Genomic DNA, 15,836 nt, shown 5'->3' with positions numbered 1-15,836 from the left:
CGAGAATGGTGGCGGTTTATAAGATTTCGGAAATGTTTTTTACTTTTCGTCGCTCTTCAAAACACCCGCAACCCCGTAACGGTTGGGCTGCATCTCACGTAAAATGACGTGCACGTGTTCAGCTGGCGCCCCGGTATTCTTGGTGACCGCGGCAGTAACGTCTTGCACTAAGGCCTTGAGTTGGTCCTGTGAGCGGCCGGCGATTAAGTCGATATTAACGATTGGCATGGTTGGTCCATTCCCTTCTGTTTTTGGATAGGGCTATTATACCGATAACGTCCTGTTAGAACAAGCCTCGCCTATTGTTGACTGTCTTTCGCGGCTTTCAATGAGGTCGCCTGCTTCAACTTCAGCTGTTCCGTTTCATTATAGAAGTTCCCCTCGATATCCACGGTATTCACTAGGTTCACGAAAGCGTGCGGATCGACGTCCTTCACGGCATGTTCCAATGCATAAAGTTCATAGCGCGAAATGACCGTCATGAGGACGGTACTGGCCTTGCCGGTGTACGCCCCAAAGGAAGGAATAGCCGTGATCCCCCGGATTAATGTCCGATTTAACTCGGCAATGACCTGTTCTTGATGAGCGGTCACGATAAATGCCGTCAGTTTCTGATGCCGCGTGTGAATGCTATCCACCACCCGTGACATTGCATAAATTGAGATAATTGTGTATAAAGCACTCTCCCAGCCAAAGAGAAAGCCGGCAACTAACACGATGCCAAAATTAATCATCAGCATCAGCGTCCCAATGGTTCGGCCCGTCGTCTTCTCCAAGACCACGGCGATGATATCCATCCCCCCGGTAGAGAACCCATTCTTCAACGGGTAGGCCACGCCAACCCCGGTCAGAATCCCCCCAAATAACGCCGCTAGTAGTGGGTTGTTAGCAATATTATGAACCGGAATCACGATTGCCAAGACGGAGGTCAGAATCGCCACCAGGATGGAATACAGGGTAAATCCGCGCCCCACCTTGAACCAACCTAACAACCCGATCGGTACGTTGAATAGTAGAATAAACCACCCGGTACTGAGGTTAAGCCCCACGCCCTGCAACAGCATGGCAATAATTTGGGAGATCCCATTGATCCCCGCACTAAATATCTTTCCCGGAACCAAAAACTCATTCAGGGCAATGGCACTAATGACGGCAGATCCCACCATAATTAAGAGGTGCGTCACAACCTCACGGCGATTCTCTAACAGGCTTCTCATCTTGGTACCCCTTTTCTGGCCAATTTCTTTCATCATTTAACCACATCTAGCCGTCATTAGCTAGCCCCAAATAGCCACCAAACCGCGCATGATGTCGCGGATTAAGGCAAATTCGCCGACAGACGGGCATACAGTGGAATGTATAAATATTTATTTTTATGAGAATTCTCGAGAAAATAATTAAAGTTCCCCGGAAAGGCAACCGGTTCGATTATAAAAATGATAAAATAAGATCGTTAATTTATTCAACTTGCGAAAGGAGCGCTCCCATGAATTATTCTGCATGTACCAGTATTTTAATTGGGCCGCGGGCCACCATGGATGGCTCAGTCATCATCGGTCGAAACGAAGATTCCAAGGCCGCTTGGCCAAAGCACTTCATCGTCCACCCAGCCACCACGGCAACTACCCCGCAGACCTTTGTCAGCAAGGATAAAGATAATGGCTTCACCATGCCTCTACCCCTGCATGCGGCAAAATACACCGCCACACCCGAATGGACCGATGAATACGGCCTGTTTGAAGAAGATGGTTTTAACGAATACGGTGTTGCCATGAGTGCCACCGAAAGTACCTACTCCAACGAACGCGTCTTAGGCGCCGATCCCCTCGTGAAGAACGGGATTGGTGAGGAAGCCATGGTTACCGTGGTCTTACCTTACGTCAAGACGGCTCGTGAAGGGGTCGCCCTGCTGGGTCAAATCGTTGAACTCTACGGAACCAGCGAATCTAGTGGGATTCTCTTCGCCGACCAGAAGGAAGCTTGGTACCTCGAAACGGGGGCCGGCCATAACTGGGTTGCCCAACGCATCCCCGACAATGGCTACGCCGTCATCGCCAACCAAATGGCCATTCAGACCATTGACTTCAATGATCCTGACAACTTCATGTTTGCCCGGAACCTGCAGTCCTTCGTTGCCGAAAACCACTTGAACCCCCATTCCGATCGGTTTAACTGGCGTGAAATCTTCGGGACGCAAGACCAATCTGACCTGTACTACAACACCCCACGGGTCTGGTACGGTCAGAAACAATTTACCCCGGCCGTCGAAGCGCAACCGCAATCATTTGATTTACCATTTATTCAGTACGCCGACCGGCTCTTATCCGTAGACGACGCCCAGGATTACCTGAGCAGTCACTATCAAGAAACCCCTTATGATCCGGTGGGATCTGGTACTAAGGAACAGCGGACCAAGTTCCGGCCAATCAGTTTGGCTAAGACTCAAGAATCACACGTCTTACAGGTTCGACCCGATATGGACCCAGCCTTAGCTGGTATTCAGTGGCTCGCCATGGGTGTGGCCGCTGAGAGTGTCTACGTGCCGTTCTACTCCGGTATTGAGAGCACACCGGAGTCATACCACTCCGGTAAGGTCACCTACGACAGTGAGTCAGCCTACTGGGTTTACAAGCACGTCGGGGTCCTTCTAGATGCCCACTACCACGACGCCTTGCCTGCCGTAGCGGCTGTGCAAAAGGAATTACGGATCGCCTTCAAGCAATCCGTCAAGCACACCGATGCCGTTGGGCGCCAATTATCCGGCCCCGAATTGAATCATTTCTTAACGCAACAAGCCAACGAGAACGCCGCATTGGGAATTCGGCGTTACCGTGAGCTAGCGGCGACCTTGATTACGCAGGCCACCGACCTGGGTCCTTTGAACTATCATCAGGACCTCAATTTATAACACGGTCGGGACTGGTCTGTGACTAGCCCTCACCATTAATGGGAGATTAAATAATGGAAAATCAAAAAAAGATTAAATTATCGAATTTAATCTTGATGATCTTTACGGCCATTTACGGCTTCGCCAACACGACGGTTGCCTATGACCAAATGGGATATGCAAGTATTATTTGGTACGTTTTAGCTGCTTTACTGTTCTTCTTACCGAGTGCCTTGATGCTGGCCGAATATGGTTCAACATTTAAGGAAGCCAAGGGGGGAATCTACTCCTGGCTAGCCGGTTCCATCGGTGAAAAGTGGGCCTTCATTGGGACCTTCATCTGGTTATCATCCTGGATTATTTGGATGGTTTCCACGTCAACGAAGGTTTGGATCCCACTTTCAACGTTGCTATCCGGTGGCGACAAGACGCAGACCTGGAGTGTCTTAGGCCTGTCTTCCACCCAAACGGTGGGCCTCTTGGGGATCTTCTGGATCCTCGCCGTCACCTTCTTCGCTAATCGGGGGATGAATTCCATCGCCAAGATTTCTTCATTGGGGGGAATCTTCGTGATGTTCCTGACTGGTCTGTTCTTGGTAGCCAGTGTGATTATCTTCTTCTTGAATGGTGGTCAACTCGCTGAACCAATCAACGGTGCCCACAGTTTCATCGCCTCACCAAATCCTGGGTTCTCCTCACCGATGGCCCTACTCTCCTTCATCACATACGCGGTCTTTGCCTACGCGGGGATGGAATCCATGGGTGGGATTACTGATAGTATGGACAAGCCCGAGAAGACGTTCCCTAAGGGGTTAATCATCTCGACCATTGCCATTACCATCATGTACTCTCTGTCCATCTTCCTCTGGGGGATCAGTGCTAACTGGCACAGTGTCCTGGGCAAGAGCCAAGTGAACTTGGGAAACATCACTTACGTCTTAATGAATAATCTTGGGGTCGTTTTAGGCCACGGGATGAACTTATCAACAGCTTCTTCCGTTGGTCTGGGTCATTTATTAGCCCGGTTAACTGGACTGAGCATGTTCATGGCTTACTTAGGGTCCTTCTTCGTTCTGGTATACTCCCCATTGAAGTCCTTCATCTTAGGGTCATCACCAAAACTCTGGCCCAAGAAGATGACGCAACTCAACAAGGTGGGCATGCCTGCCTACTCGATGTGGATTCAAGCCATCGTCGTGGCTGTCTTCATCTTCCTCGTGGCCTTTGGGGGCTCCGCCGCTAATGAATTTTACTTAATCTTGACCGATATGGGGAACGTTTCCACGTCCTTCCCTTACCTGTTCTTGATTGGGGCCTTCCCATTCTTCAAACGTCGGCAAGACCTAGAACGGCCCTTTGTCATCTTTAAGAGTCGCCTCTGGACGAACATCATCGTTGGTCTGGTTCTGGTTATCTTGGTCGGTGGGATTGGCTTCACCTGTCTCCAACCAATCTTGGATCACGACTACATGACAGCCTTCTGGACCATCATCGGTCCGATCTTCTTCGGGGCTGTTGCCTGGATCTTCTACTACAACGGTCAGAAACGCACTGCCGCAGATACGAGTACTAGCGAAAACTAATTGCGTCTATTTGAAAAGGTGGTTTACCGAGAGATCGGTGAACCACCTTTTTTGGTGTACTGCTATTTTTCTGGAGACAATCTGCGCGTCAGTTTTATCTGGCCGAAACGTGCGCCCAAGGGCAGCTGACTCCGCTTAAACCTGATAAGCAAATAATCCAAACCCAGGATTATCTGCTTATCAGCCTTAATGCTCGCCAGCTAACCGCCCTTGGTCACACTCTTCTCTTCAGTGTCCGATCAGGCGCCTGGCCAATAAACAATGGCACTCGTTCCTCAACGACGTCACTGAAGCCCAGTCCATACCACCGTTGTGGGGACAGACTGATGCGTTGCAACAAGAGCCGACCACCAATCAGGATCAGATCGCCAGTTGGAATGTTCTCTTGGGCGCCCAGATCCTGGAACTGTTGATTCAACATGATGAATTTGAAGTTACCGACCTGCCGGTTAGGCATGCTGGAATACCGCGGCGTCTGATCCGTCAGTACCCCTTCCGCCAAAAGATCATTCACGATCTGACGGAGATAAACGTTCAGTCGTTGTGGCTTCTTGAAGCCCAGGTAGAGTTGGACGTCCACTACGTTACTCGTGCCCAGCGTATTTACCGAATAGGAGCACTCATAAGGCGTATCGGTCTCGTTAACCGTCACGAACCAGTAAACCGCGGCTCGTTTAGGCTGTTGATCCAAGATGGAGTAAACGATCGCACGTTTAATCTGGTAACCCGGGGTCACTTTACTGATATAGACCAGATTCGTGGCAAACGAAGGAATCTGGTCGTCTTTACTGAGCGCTGTCAACTGCGGTAAGAAGTCTAAGAGTGACACATCTTCCGTATCCTCCAAGTAGGCGTCACGCCGTAAGTTACCGTAGTACCAGAAGACCATAACCGTCAGGATCACCACCGTAATCAGCAGGGTGACGTACCCGCCGTGAACGAACTTGGCGAGACTGGCCAGTAAGAACAGACTCTCCAATAAACCAAAGCTGACCACGTAAACCTTGGCCAGCACCGGGTGGTGTCGTTGCATGAGAAAGGCGTGCAGTAATAGCGTCGTCATCAACATGGTCATCGTAATCGCTAGCCCGTAAGCCGCCTCCATGTGACTAGATGTTCTGAAGTACCAAACGACACTCAAGGTTACCGCACACAAGAGCCAGTTCACGGCACCCACATACAGTTGACTCTTAACCTTGCCCGGAAACTTAATCCGTAACCGTGGCAGGAGTTTGAGCCCGATGGCTTCGTGAACTAAGGTATAGGACCCGGTGATCAACGCTTGTGAAGCGATGATGGCCGCCACCGTCGCAATGATGATGGCAAATAACCGCCACGCCGCTGGTACCATCGCATAGAAGGGATTGACCCCCTGCGTCGCCAGCACCTGTTCAGCGTGACGAATGACCCAGGCGCCCTGACCCAGATAACTCAACATCAATGTGACATAGACAAACGGCCAGGTCCCGTAAATGTTCTGCTTACCAACCTGACCCATATCCGAGTACAAAGCTTCTGCCCCGGTCGTTGCCAGAAAGACACTGCCCAGGATGAAGATCCCCTGCTTATTCAATGGGCTCATCAGAAAGGTTACGGCATACACTGGTGACAAAGCCTTTAAAATAGCCGGATAGGCCCAAAGATTGTGGAGGCCTACTAAACCAATGAAACTAAACCAGATAAACATCATCGGCCCAAAGGACCAGCCAATTCGCTCCGTTCCGAAGCGTTGGACTAGAAAGAGTCCCAGTAGAATTCCTGTGACTACCAGGAGTACCCAGCCCTGACCGTCACTAAAGTGTAATGGGCCGATGGTCTGGCCCTTCAATCCTTCAATGGCCGACGTCACCGTTACAGCTGGTGTCAGCGTGCCATCGGCCAATAACGCCGCCCCACCAATCAGAGCGGGCACAATCAGCCATTTCGCATGCGGCCGAACCAGGGCATACAGGGCGAAGATCCCCCCTTCATGCCGGTTATCAGCGCGCATGGCCAGTAAGATGTATTTAATCGTCGTAATCAACATCAGCGTCCAAAAAATCAAGGAGATACTCCCCAACATGATCGGTGCCGTCGCCGAAAGCGAATGCTTCCCCGACTGAACTAAAATGGCATTCATCACATACAATGGCGACGTCCCAATGTCTCCATACACGATCCCCAACGTGATGAGCATCCCCACTGCGGACAATGTCCGTGTCGATTTTTTCATGATTGACCCCCCTCGTCTGACGCTACCCCCATCATAGCGGGTCATCCGAGGAACCCCAAGTAAGCGGGCGCAATTGGTGCGGTGACTAACCTAAGTTGGGTCACAATAAAAAAGGTCACCAATCGTTTAGGCCACCCAACTAATTTACAGCTAAACTGAACGCTGGTGGCGACCATGATCCCGGTGACTCTCAACGAAGATTCCCATAATAATAATTAGGCTTCCCAACCAGGTAATCACCATCCCCGGATTCAACCTCTGACCGGTCACACTGGTTGTGCCCTTGCTAATTCGATAAAAAGCCAGATGTCCCAGCCTCAAGGTTAATTCACCACGACCAGTGGCGTAGAAGGTCGCGTATCCTAAGAAAATCACCACGGAGAGTCCCAGCGTCGCGAGTAACAAACTCTCTAAAATCCAGGTTGCCCATTGAATCATCACTTTTTGACGCATCGTCCCCACCTCCTAGTCGCAGACTACACCCCACCGTGTGGCTCGACAAAACGCCTCGACCCCATAACCGCAATGAACAAACGAACGCAAAAAAAGCCGCCCCCCATTCCTGCGAATGAGCGAGCGGCTTTTAAAATCTAAGAAACTCCGGCTTGCTAATCAATCTCTCTGAATTACGTTATTAGCATCTCTTAAACTCTAATAAGTAACTATACAGGATAAAGTGGCTATCGTCAAGGATTATTTTAATTTTCTTTTCCATGACGATCAATTCTTGCTATCCGACCTGCTTCCAGCTACTTATTTCGTTTCTGCAGGGCCCGATTGATCTTGACCACCCGAAAATGCTGATCGACGCTGACGACGAGCCAAACAACAACATAAAGCAGAACGAAGATGCCCCAGAAGGACCAGTCAAGTGACCAGCCATTGAACAGCATGTACCCCATGACCAGAAAAGCGGTCCCAACGAGGTGAATGCCCAATTCCAGCGGCCACGGCAACCCTTGATAATCCTCATCAAAAATCATACTGAGAACACCAATCACCGCGCTCACTAGGAGCAAACTGATCGCATTTTTTGGGGAGACATGCGCGGGAACCTCCTGCATGGCCAGCAGAACCAGATAAGACACGGCCCCATAACCCATGCCATTCATGGCATAGTGGAAAATCTTTGTCATATCCACCCCTCCTACAGACCTAATTGGCCCATTAATTGTTTGACGTATTTGCGACTGACTGGAGCCTTCACCTGATCCGTCAAGATCGCCGTCATGTTCCCAGAAAAACTGTCCTCTAATGATTGAAGGTGATCTAAATTCAAAACCCCATGCTTGGAGACTTGCACGAAGGTCGGATCCCCCAGACGTTGGACCAGGTGTCGCAACGTTTCATGCGTGGTGACCGTGCCAGTCGTCGTGTACAACAGAAGCGTCTCGTGTTGCACATCGGCGAGAATAATCGTGGCCGTCTTCACCATCACCAGGCGATCAGGCGTCTTCACCGGGATAATTCCCGGATGTGGCGCCTGATAACTATCGAGATAGGCCGAAATGGCCGCGGTAGCGGGACTCTCAGCGGCTGCTTGGACGACCACCAGTGGATCCGCGGGATCGATCGCCGCATTCTCTTCAAATTTATGTCGCACCTGGATCCCCCCATTTTTACTTACCGTTCACGGACGACGCGCCGCCGACGCCGGATTCGTAACCATTCCGGACCAAACGCCAGGGCGGCCGCCCCAATCAACATTAATCCCATTATGTGGTAAGTTTCCTGCTGGGTCAATAAAGTTGACCAGTTTAACCGGATACCCATCAATTTATCAAAACTGGTCCGCGCTGCCGCATTTCTACCAAAAGCCGCATCCAACTTTCTTCCCATCAAAAATTCGCGATAGAGTGCTGCCACGTAACTTCCCGGAATAAACTTGACCAGATTCTGAGCGAAGCTGGGGAGGAGCCCAATGGGGATGTAAGTTCCCACCAGAAACCCAGCCGCGGTTCCGATGATGGTGGCCAACTTACCCAGACTATCTACCGAATGGATGCCGCGAATAAAGACGGCATTGACCATCGTCGCCAAGAGTGAACTGAACACCATGAGCCCCAAGGTATTCAGAACCGCTGTAACTGACAGGGTCAGGCCGTCCGTCACGTAGAAGCCGCCCCACATGATGCCAAACATGGCAAGTTGCATCAGAAAGCCAATCACGGCCGCACTACCGAGATAGCTGGCAAACAGTCGTAATGGCCCAGCATCGGTCAACTCGAGGTCTTCAGCGACGTGGTCCGCCCTATCGGTCACCATGAGCGCTAGGCTACTCAGCGTCGTGGTAATGCCCGTGATGGCTAACGTGCCGCCAATCAACCAAGTATCCAAGAGCGCTTTGGCATCGGGTACCCGGTGCCAACTTGACAGCATATTTTGTTTCAAGAAGACCAGGTACAAGACAAATGAGATGAGAGCGCCTAGAAGTGAGAAGAAGACCCCACTCCAATCCCGAAAGTATAAGAGCAAATTGCGTTTAATCATGGCTGTCATGCTAACGCATCTCCTTTCCAGTTAAGGCCAGGAAGGCATCATCCATGGTGCCCGGCCGAAATTCAAAGTTACTGATGAGGGCCCGATTGGCCGTCAGAATATCCAGGGCATCCTGCATGTTCGGGAGACTAAAGGCCACCTGGGTACCCGTCATTTGCGTTGGCTTCCAGGCAACCTTGGCCGCCACCTGAGCGACATCCGGGGAGGTTATTGTCAAAAGATCCGCCGCATAGCGATCCTTAATCTCGGCCGCTGTCCCGTGAGCCAACACCTTACCGTGGTCAATGACAATCACGTTATCCGCAGAATCGGCTTCATCCAAGTAGTGTGTGGTCAGAATTACCGTCATATTTTGTTCCCGCTGGAGGCGCTGGACGAGGGTCCAAATGGCCCGGCGCGTCTGAATATCGAGGCCGGTTGTGGGTTCATCCAGAAAGAGAATATCAGGATTGTTGAGTAAGGCCCGGGCAATGTCGACCCGCCGTCGTTGACCACCGGATAAGGTGCCATAGCGTTGTGCCATGAACCCCGTCAGTCCCAACTGGCGGCTAAGGACCGTGACGCGATCAGCCGGGATATGACGATACTGACCCGCCCGAATCTGGAGGTTCTCTCGGACCGTCAGCATGCTATCGAGGACGCTTCCCTGGAAGACGACTCCCAGTCTGGGCTGCTGGTCATAGACCACCTGCCCAGCGGTTGGTTGGCTCAACCCAATCAACAGGTTCAACGTCGTCGACTTCCCTGCGCCGTTTGGTCCGAGTAGCGCTGTGAAGCTACCCTTTTCAATCTGTAAGTCCACCGCGTTCACGGCGACCTTTTCCCCAAAGGTCTCCGTTAAGTGTTTCGTTTCTAATAGCATCTGCCTCATCTCCTATGCCCGGAGAATACACCCCTAATCACCGCACCGTCTCGATAATCGGGATAAGTGGTTATTTTGGAAGTGTAAGTGGTGCGAATGGCCCCGTAAAATTTTCGCCCCCCAATAGACTAAGCTCAGCGCTATTCAACTTGTCTCGCCCATTGTAATCTCGCCCTGTTCTCACTATAATGGTACTTATCCCAAATTAAGAACAGCGTGAGCTATTTAGAACTTAAATCGGCTAAGTTACCCATCATGACGCCATAAGTTTAGGTCTTGGTCTTAGTGTTTCAGATATTTCAATTACATAACTACTGGTAATGACGCGATCATTGCCTAGGCCAAGTCTCATCGGGGAACGCGTTTTCTGAAAAATCTGGCCGAACAACTGCCAGACTTTTAAGGGGTATGAGGAGAGGTTTTCAGTCAAATGGATTTAATTTTGTTAATCATTATCATTAGTTTCGCAGCGTCTCTACGTTATCGATCAAGTGGGCCGGACGTGGAAGACCTGAACCGCCAGACGACTATTACGATCAATGGTTTATTCTTATTGTTAGTGGTTTTTAGTCACTTCATGACGTACATTCCCATGCCCCACGACTTGGCCAAGCTCACCCGAATCTGGATGCTGGTCAAGGGCCAACTCATTGTCACCACGTTTCTCTTTTTCTCGGGTTACGGTATCTACGTCCAATTTGAGAAACGGGGTCGGCAATATTTAAAAACCTTCCCCAAACATCGACTCTTATTTTTATGGCTAAAATTTGCGGTGGCTGTAACCATTTACCTAATCACCGGCCTGCTGGCACAACGTCCGATGACCCTACCGCACGTGCTACTGAGTTACTTGGGACTCGCCACAATTGGAAATAGTGCCTGGTACATCTTTATCATCTTATTTCTCTACCTGCTCACCTACCTGGCATGGGAACTCTTCCCCACCAATAACCGCCGCGCCATTGCCTTTATCATTATCGGTAGCGGCGCCTACATGTTAATTGCCGGCTGGTTACTCCCAGAGTATTATGCCAACACGGTCTTCTGTTACGTTGCAGGGATGCTCTATGCCCACTATAAAACGGCGATTGAACGGGCCGTTTGTCGCAACTGGTTCCGCTATCTGGTCGTGGGATTAGGCGCGTTCATCGTATTTGCTGTCAGCTATCTGGTCTGTGCCAAGACGTCTGGCTTGATTCGCCTCGCCAGCTATCAAGTTGCTGGCATCATGTTTGCCTTTTGCTTTGTCTGGTTGGCCATGCGCTTTAAGATTCATAATCCGGTTCTGGCCTACATTGGGGGCCCTGGCATGTTCTCCATCTATATCCTCCAACGACTTCCCATGATGCTCTTAAAGCAAACGGAACTGGCTGGTCAGCCCGTGCTGTACTTTGTCAGCGTCTTGGTAAGTGCCCTGCTACTAGGCTGGCTGTTCGATAAGGCGTATGGGGCCGTCTGGTCCTATGGGCTCGGCCACCGAAAAACCAGTGCCGCATGATAAGTTAATTTCTGAAATTTTTGGATTTTAAAATGGCATGACGCCGACTAAATATCGGAATCATGCCATTTTGTCTTTTCTTGGGATCATTTAGCTACTAGTCGACTTCATTAAATTCATTTCAAATAAAAAACACCAATCGCCTAAACGATTGGTGTTTTTTGCTGAAACTACTTGCGACGGCGTTCGGTAATCCGAGCAGCCTTACCATTACGGTCACGTAAGTAGTAGAGCTTAGCACGACGTACCCGACCTTGACGGATAACATCGATTTGAGCAACACGTGGTGAGTGAAGTGGGAAGATCCGTTCAACCCCAACACCGTTACTGATCTTACGTACAGTGTAGGTAGCTTGGATACCGGCACCCTTACGCTTGATTACGACACCTTCGAACAATTGGATACGTTCGCGGGTACCTTCGACGATCCGGGCGTGAACCCGAACAGTGTCTCCGGCACGGAAGTTAGGAACATCGTCCCGCAATTGTTCGTTGTTGATCTTTGCAATTAAAGTATTTTGGCGCATATTTTATTCTTTCCTTTCGCCAACATTCATTCTCAGTCTCGACAGCGGAATGTTGTTTCTGTGGCTAAACAGCCAAAAGTAAGTGTAACATAATCGAAAATGCCTGTAAAGGTTATTTTCTTGACTCGTTATGGCGTTCCTCTTCCTCGATCCGCACGTCGGCCAACAGATGTTTCTGTTCCTTGGTCAGCTTGCTATGGTCGATGAGATCGGGCCGTCTGAGATAAGTCCGCCGCAGGGCCTCTTTCTGGCGCCATTCGTCGATCTTACCGTGATTGCCGCTAATCAAGACATCCGGTACCGGCATCCCCCGGAAGTCGGCTGGTCGCGTGTATTGTGGGTATTCCAGCAGACCTGAGGAGAAAGAATCGCCCGGTGCTGATTCGGCATTGCCAAGCACGCCTGGCAACAGGCGCACCGTGGCGTCGATCATGACCATAGCGGCGAGCTCGCCCCCGGTCAGGACAAAGTCTCCCAGGGAAACCTCATCGGTAACCAGACTGCGAATACGTTCGTCATAGCCCTCGTAGTGCCCACACAGGAAGGTTAAATGGTCCTCGTGCGCAAATTCTTCGGCCACGTGCTGGTTGAAGGTCACACCGGCCGGATCCATCAGAATCACGCGACCCTTACCAAGACCCTCCGCCGCGGCCTGCTTCTCGGTCGCGGCAACGGCATCGAAGATTGGTTGGGGTTGCAGAAGCATCCCCGCGCCACCACCGAATGGGTAGTCATCGACGTTGCCATGTTTGTTCGTTGAATAGTCCCGAAAGTTGGTGACGGGCATGGTCAGATGACCATTCTCAATGGCCTTGCCGACGATTGAGTCATGCATGGGACCCGTGAACATATCTGGAAATAAACTTAATACATCGATCCGCATTACTCGAGTCCCTCCATTAATTCCACCGTAACCTGGTGCTGATCGAGGTCGACGCCCTTGATCACCTGTTTAATCTTCGGTAACAATAGATCCGGCTTGCCGGGACGCGCCACGACCCAAACATCATTGGCGCCGGTCTGCATGATATCCTTGATGGTGCCTAGCTTCTCGCCATCTTCGGTGACCGCATCCAACCCAATGATCTGGTGGTAGTAATACTCGCCAGGCTTCAAATCGTCGTCTTCCAATTGGTCGGCGGCGATCTTTAAGGTGCTTTGCTTCAGGTACTCCACGTCGTTAATGGACGGCTTACCCTTAAAGCTCAGCAGGATAAAGTTCTTATGTTGCCGCACGGAGGCAATCTCAAAAACCTCTGGCGTTGGTTGGTCCTTGCGAAAGGCGTAGACCTTGTGCCCCACCACAAACCGTTTCTCGGGGAAATCCGTGGTAGCAATCACCCGAACTTCACCCTTAATGCCGTGGGTATTCACAATTGTCCCAATCGTATAGTAGGTCATCTGACCCGCCTCCATTCGTTTTAAATTAATTTTGTATTATTTACTTATTTATGAGAACAAAAAAACTCGAGGAAACGTTACCGCCTCACTCGAGAGTCTTTGTCGGGCGGTCATCAATGATGAGTCGAACCCGTTTATTGCCTTGAACGCGAACGCTATAGACGATCGTACGAATCGCCTGCGCCACGCGGCCTTGTTTACCGATCACCCGGCCGATATCGTCCGGATGCACGGTTAACCGATATTCGTAGAAACGCTCCGTCTCCTGAGGTGTAACCACCAGAGCTTCGGGATGTTCCACGAGTGGGCTAACAATTGCTAGAATTAATGCCTTAAAATCGGTCATGGCTAATCACTACTTTTTAGTGTATTTAGCTTCGTGGTATTGCTTCATGATCCCGGCGTTAGAAAGCAAGTTCTTAACCGTATCTGAAGGTTGAGCACCATTGTTCAACCAGTTCAAGATAGATTCTTCTTCTAACGTGATTTGGGCAGGTTGGGTAACTGGATTGTAAGTACCAACTTGTTCGATGAAACGACCATCACGAGGGCTCCGTGAATCGGCAACCACAATTCGGTAGAATGGGCGCTTCTTTGAACCCATCCGCTTTAAACGAATCTTTACTGACATGTAGACACCTCCTGTATTTCTTTCAACGTGTAATAATATACCAGTTTCTCAATGTGATGTAAAGGGTTTTTTCTTTACACCTGCAATTTATTCAAATGGGCGTTGTAACCAGGCCCGATCGTCCGGGGTTAAATAGGACCGATTGGCGGCGATCCACCGCTGAACTGCACCGTAGTCCCTGAAGTCCAGTCGGCTCTTGAACAGCCCGGCCTGACTCAGGTCACGGGCAAATTGTAAGTCGGCTACCGTAACGGGCGCCTGAAAGAGTGGATTTTCCTGCGCCCGAGCACCCCACTCGTCGGCGAGAATGGCACGGGCGTTTTTAAACCACACCGTTTGATTAATCAAAGCACGTAATTCCTTACCCGATAATTGAGTTGTCATGGCTACGACCTCCTTAAGGCTTGCCACTGTGGATCAGCACTCAGACTGATGACCGTTCCTGGTGGATTTTTAACAGAAAATTGGTCCGTGGGACTCGTGAGTAGCCAAATGATCGGCACCGGGAGCGTCGGTCGCAAGTGCTGTTCGCCATAGCCATCCGTGAGAATCAGGACCAGTTGACCACTAGTCGTTGTCAGTAGGCGTGGCAACCCATCCAACACGGCTTGAAAGGCCGTTCCACCGCCACCCGTTCGTACAAGGTGCTGAGGACGCCTCTCCAGCGTAAAGCGTTGATCGAGATGAACGACAGCATCGAAGGGATAGACGGTCACCTGCGCCGGATAAACGGCCAATAACGCCGCCAATTGGCCCAGGAGATAGGCAACCTCCCGATCACCCATTGAGCCCGACTCGTCGACAAAAACCGACAACTGTTGCCAGGTCGCAACTATTTGCCCCGGCAACTCCATACGAGCGGGTTGGCGGCGATTGAACCGACCATAGGCCGCCTGCCGTCCCGCAGGAACCTGTCCTAGGCCCCGTTTAAGCAGGGTTTGCCAATTTAGTGGAGACGTAGCCACGATTGGCGTCAACGCCGCTTGTACGGCCCCAGGAAGCGTCCCACGTTGCTTAGCGGTTAGACTCTCGGCCGTCTGGGCCAGGACTTGTTGGCGCCACTGTTCCCTGGCAGCCTGGGTTGTGACTGATCCCGACTGCCAAGCATTGTGGCCGTCCAAGACTGTTTCAGTGGTCGGATCTGGCGTCAGATCGTGCGTCACGCGGTCGCCAGTCCGTTGTGGCCCACCGGTTTCACGAGTGTGATCTGTCGGGGACTGTTGGGCCTGCCACTCTCTGAGCTGTTGAAAATACACCGCCGAATCCTGTTTAGCCGCCACCGGTTGTCCCAACAGCTGTTCCAAGGTTCGACTGGTGATCGCTCCGGCCGGCAAATCTGACAAATAATCGTTAACGGCGGCATCGGTCGCCCATCGCGCTAGCCCGGCCTGCGCTGGCGTCTTGAGCGCCGTGGCATAGCGGTCAGGATGTTGCCATAACAGATGAAGCACCGTGTGCCGTAGCATCGCCAACCACTCCGCACTGGTCCAATTACGTTTAACGAGTGCGGCTGGATTGACCTGAAGTTGCCACTCACGATCCGTAGGCAACAAGGCCAACGGTGCGCGCTCAGTCCCCACTTGTACCGTAAGTTGGCTTAACACTCGGCCGTAGAAGGGATCATCTCGTAACAGCACCATCACGGCCTCGCGATAGAGCTGTCGGGTCGCCTGAACTCGTTCACCCGTAGCCAAGGTTGTTAATTGTTTTAAATCGTGCGTAAGACTCGTCATGTA

18 protein-coding genes are annotated in these 15,836 nt (G+C 51.0%); 3 read left to right on the top strand and 15 right to left on the bottom strand.

The window, feature by feature from the left end:
* Nucleotides 1-39: 39 nt before the first annotated feature.
* Nucleotides 40-228 (bottom strand): 2-hydroxymuconate tautomerase, encoded by a 189-nt coding sequence (locus tag EKM70_RS05675; RefSeq protein WP_048736130.1) that lies wholly within the window; start codon nucleotides 226-228, stop codon nucleotides 40-42.
* A 71-nt stretch (nucleotides 229-299) separates the two neighbouring features.
* Entirely contained in the window at nucleotides 300-1,253 is a 954-nt protein-coding gene (locus tag EKM70_RS05670; RefSeq protein WP_225416385.1) for a YitT family protein, read from the bottom strand.
* Nucleotides 1,254-1,486: 233 nt separating this feature from the next.
* Between EKM70_RS05670 and EKM70_RS05665 the strand changes: the two genes are divergently transcribed.
* Together EKM70_RS05665 and yjeM are read left to right on the top strand one after the other, a co-directional pair.
* Entirely contained in the window at nucleotides 1,487-2,908 is a 1,422-nt protein-coding gene (locus EKM70_RS05665; RefSeq protein ID WP_125546059.1) for a C69 family dipeptidase, read from the top strand.
* A gap of 53 nt (nucleotides 2,909-2,961) precedes the next feature.
* Nucleotides 2,962-4,470, top strand: coding sequence for a glutamate/gamma-aminobutyrate family transporter YjeM (yjeM, locus tag EKM70_RS05660; RefSeq protein WP_125546057.1), 1,509 nt, complete (start codon nucleotides 2,962-2,964; stop codon nucleotides 4,468-4,470).
* A 214-nt stretch (nucleotides 4,471-4,684) separates the two neighbouring features.
* Here yjeM and EKM70_RS05655 read toward each other — a convergent pair whose 3' ends face one another.
* From EKM70_RS05655 to EKM70_RS05630, 6 genes are all read right to left on the bottom strand, one after another.
* Nucleotides 4,685-6,682, bottom strand: coding sequence for a KUP/HAK/KT family potassium transporter (locus EKM70_RS05655; RefSeq protein WP_125546055.1), 1,998 nt, complete (start codon nucleotides 6,680-6,682; stop codon nucleotides 4,685-4,687).
* A gap of 150 nt (nucleotides 6,683-6,832) precedes the next feature.
* Nucleotides 6,833-7,135 (bottom strand): LlsX family protein, encoded by a 303-nt coding sequence (locus tag EKM70_RS05650; RefSeq protein WP_125546053.1) that lies wholly within the window; start codon nucleotides 7,133-7,135, stop codon nucleotides 6,833-6,835.
* A gap of 296 nt (nucleotides 7,136-7,431) precedes the next feature.
* Entirely contained in the window at nucleotides 7,432-7,818 is a 387-nt protein-coding gene (locus tag EKM70_RS05645; RefSeq protein WP_125546051.1) for a DUF3021 family protein, read from the bottom strand.
* 11 nt (nucleotides 7,819-7,829) lie between these two features.
* Nucleotides 7,830-8,285 carry a LytTR family DNA-binding domain-containing protein gene (locus EKM70_RS05640; protein ID WP_125546049.1) on the bottom strand — a complete coding sequence of 152 codons (456 nt, stop codon included), beginning with the start codon at nucleotides 8,283-8,285 and terminating at the stop codon, nucleotides 7,830-7,832.
* Between the two features lie 20 nt (nucleotides 8,286-8,305).
* Nucleotides 8,306-9,181, bottom strand: coding sequence for an ABC transporter permease (locus tag EKM70_RS05635; protein WP_125546047.1), 876 nt, complete (start codon nucleotides 9,179-9,181; stop codon nucleotides 8,306-8,308).
* Between the two features lies 1 nt (nucleotide 9,182).
* The gene (locus EKM70_RS05630; protein ID WP_125546045.1) at nucleotides 9,183-10,043 is read right to left on the bottom strand and encodes an ABC transporter ATP-binding protein; all 861 of its coding nucleotides are present in this window, start codon (nucleotides 10,041-10,043) and stop codon (nucleotides 9,183-9,185) included.
* A gap of 430 nt (nucleotides 10,044-10,473) precedes the next feature.
* On the opposite strand from EKM70_RS05630, the gene EKM70_RS05625 reads away from it, so the two are divergent.
* Nucleotides 10,474-11,541 (top strand): acyltransferase family protein, encoded by a 1,068-nt coding sequence (locus EKM70_RS05625; protein WP_125546044.1) that lies wholly within the window; start codon nucleotides 10,474-10,476, stop codon nucleotides 11,539-11,541.
* Between the two features lie 170 nt (nucleotides 11,542-11,711).
* Here EKM70_RS05625 and rplS read toward each other — a convergent pair whose 3' ends face one another.
* The 7 genes from rplS to EKM70_RS05590 form a co-directional block, all read right to left on the bottom strand.
* Nucleotides 11,712-12,068 (bottom strand): 50S ribosomal protein L19, encoded by a 357-nt coding sequence (gene rplS / locus EKM70_RS05620; RefSeq protein ID WP_057879180.1) that lies wholly within the window; start codon nucleotides 12,066-12,068, stop codon nucleotides 11,712-11,714.
* A 112-nt stretch (nucleotides 12,069-12,180) separates the two neighbouring features.
* Entirely contained in the window at nucleotides 12,181-12,951 is a 771-nt protein-coding gene (gene trmD / locus EKM70_RS05615; RefSeq protein WP_125546042.1) for a tRNA (guanosine(37)-N1)-methyltransferase TrmD, read from the bottom strand.
* Entirely contained in the window at nucleotides 12,951-13,469 is a 519-nt protein-coding gene (gene rimM / locus EKM70_RS05610) for a ribosome maturation factor RimM (protein ID WP_125546040.1), read from the bottom strand. The genes trmD and rimM overlap by 1 nt, the downstream gene beginning before the upstream one ends.
* Nucleotides 13,470-13,554: 85 nt before the next feature.
* Nucleotides 13,555-13,815 (bottom strand): KH domain-containing protein, encoded by a 261-nt coding sequence (locus EKM70_RS05605; protein ID WP_057879183.1) that lies wholly within the window; start codon nucleotides 13,813-13,815, stop codon nucleotides 13,555-13,557.
* A gap of 9 nt (nucleotides 13,816-13,824) precedes the next feature.
* A complete protein-coding gene (rpsP, locus tag EKM70_RS05600; RefSeq protein ID WP_125546038.1) occupies nucleotides 13,825-14,100 on the bottom strand; it encodes a 30S ribosomal protein S16 in 276 nt (91 codons plus the stop codon).
* An 87-nt stretch (nucleotides 14,101-14,187) separates the two neighbouring features.
* The gene (locus EKM70_RS05595; protein ID WP_125546036.1) at nucleotides 14,188-14,484 is read right to left on the bottom strand and encodes a hypothetical protein; all 297 of its coding nucleotides are present in this window, start codon (nucleotides 14,482-14,484) and stop codon (nucleotides 14,188-14,190) included.
* A 2-nt stretch (nucleotides 14,485-14,486) separates the two neighbouring features.
* On the bottom strand, nucleotides 14,487-15,833 hold the full coding sequence (locus EKM70_RS05590) for a vWA domain-containing protein (protein WP_125546034.1): 1,347 nt from the start codon (nucleotides 15,831-15,833) through the stop codon (nucleotides 14,487-14,489).
* Between the last annotated feature and the right edge of the window lie 3 nt (nucleotides 15,834-15,836).

Source organism: Levilactobacillus lindianensis, from assembly GCF_003946095.1.
Taxonomy (GTDB): Bacteria; Bacillota; Bacilli; order Lactobacillales; family Lactobacillaceae; genus Levilactobacillus; species Levilactobacillus lindianensis.
The sequence above is the reverse complement of the archived record's forward strand: the minus strand, read 5'-3'. Positions and strand labels throughout refer to the sequence as shown.

Bases quoted from the DNA above. Each gene is read 5' to 3' on its own strand.
- EKM70_RS05655 (WP_125546055.1), bottom strand. From the start codon at position 6,682: ATGAAAAAATCGACACGGACATTGTCCGCAGTGGGGATGCTCATCACG.
- EKM70_RS05675 (WP_048736130.1), bottom strand. From the start codon at position 228: ATGCCAATCGTTAATATCGACTTAATCGCCGGCCGCTCACAGGACCAA.
- EKM70_RS05650 (WP_125546053.1), bottom strand. From the start codon at position 7,135: ATGCGTCAAAAAGTGATGATTCAATGGGCAACCTGGATTTTAGAGAGT.
- rplS (WP_057879180.1), bottom strand. From the start codon at position 12,068: ATGCGCCAAAATACTTTAATTGCAAAGATCAACAACGAACAATTGCGG.
- yjeM (WP_125546057.1), top strand. From the start codon at position 2,962: ATGGAAAATCAAAAAAAGATTAAATTATCGAATTTAATCTTGATGATC.
- EKM70_RS05625 (WP_125546044.1), top strand. From the start codon at position 10,474: ATGGATTTAATTTTGTTAATCATTATCATTAGTTTCGCAGCGTCTCTA.
- EKM70_RS05635 (WP_125546047.1), bottom strand. From the start codon at position 9,181: ATGACAGCCATGATTAAACGCAATTTGCTCTTATACTTTCGGGATTGG.
- EKM70_RS05630 (WP_125546045.1), bottom strand. From the start codon at position 10,043: ATGCTATTAGAAACGAAACACTTAACGGAGACCTTTGGGGAAAAGGTC.
- trmD (WP_125546042.1), bottom strand. From the start codon at position 12,951: ATGCGGATCGATGTATTAAGTTTATTTCCAGATATGTTCACGGGTCCC.
- EKM70_RS05590 (WP_125546034.1), bottom strand. From the start codon at position 15,833: ATGACGAGTCTTACGCACGATTTAAAACAATTAACAACCTTGGCTACG.
- EKM70_RS05605 (WP_057879183.1), bottom strand. From the start codon at position 13,815: ATGACCGATTTTAAGGCATTAATTCTAGCAATTGTTAGCCCACTCGTG.
- rimM (WP_125546040.1), bottom strand. From the start codon at position 13,469: ATGACCTACTATACGATTGGGACAATTGTGAATACCCACGGCATTAAG.
- EKM70_RS05665 (WP_125546059.1), top strand. From the start codon at position 1,487: ATGAATTATTCTGCATGTACCAGTATTTTAATTGGGCCGCGGGCCACC.
- EKM70_RS05670 (WP_225416385.1), bottom strand. From the start codon at position 1,253: ATGATGAAAGAAATTGGCCAGAAAAGGGGTACCAAGATGAGAAGCCTG.
- rpsP (WP_125546038.1), bottom strand. From the start codon at position 14,100: ATGTCAGTAAAGATTCGTTTAAAGCGGATGGGTTCAAAGAAGCGCCCA.
- EKM70_RS05595 (WP_125546036.1), bottom strand. From the start codon at position 14,484: ATGACAACTCAATTATCGGGTAAGGAATTACGTGCTTTGATTAATCAA.
- EKM70_RS05645 (WP_125546051.1), bottom strand. From the start codon at position 7,818: ATGACAAAGATTTTCCACTATGCCATGAATGGCATGGGTTATGGGGCC.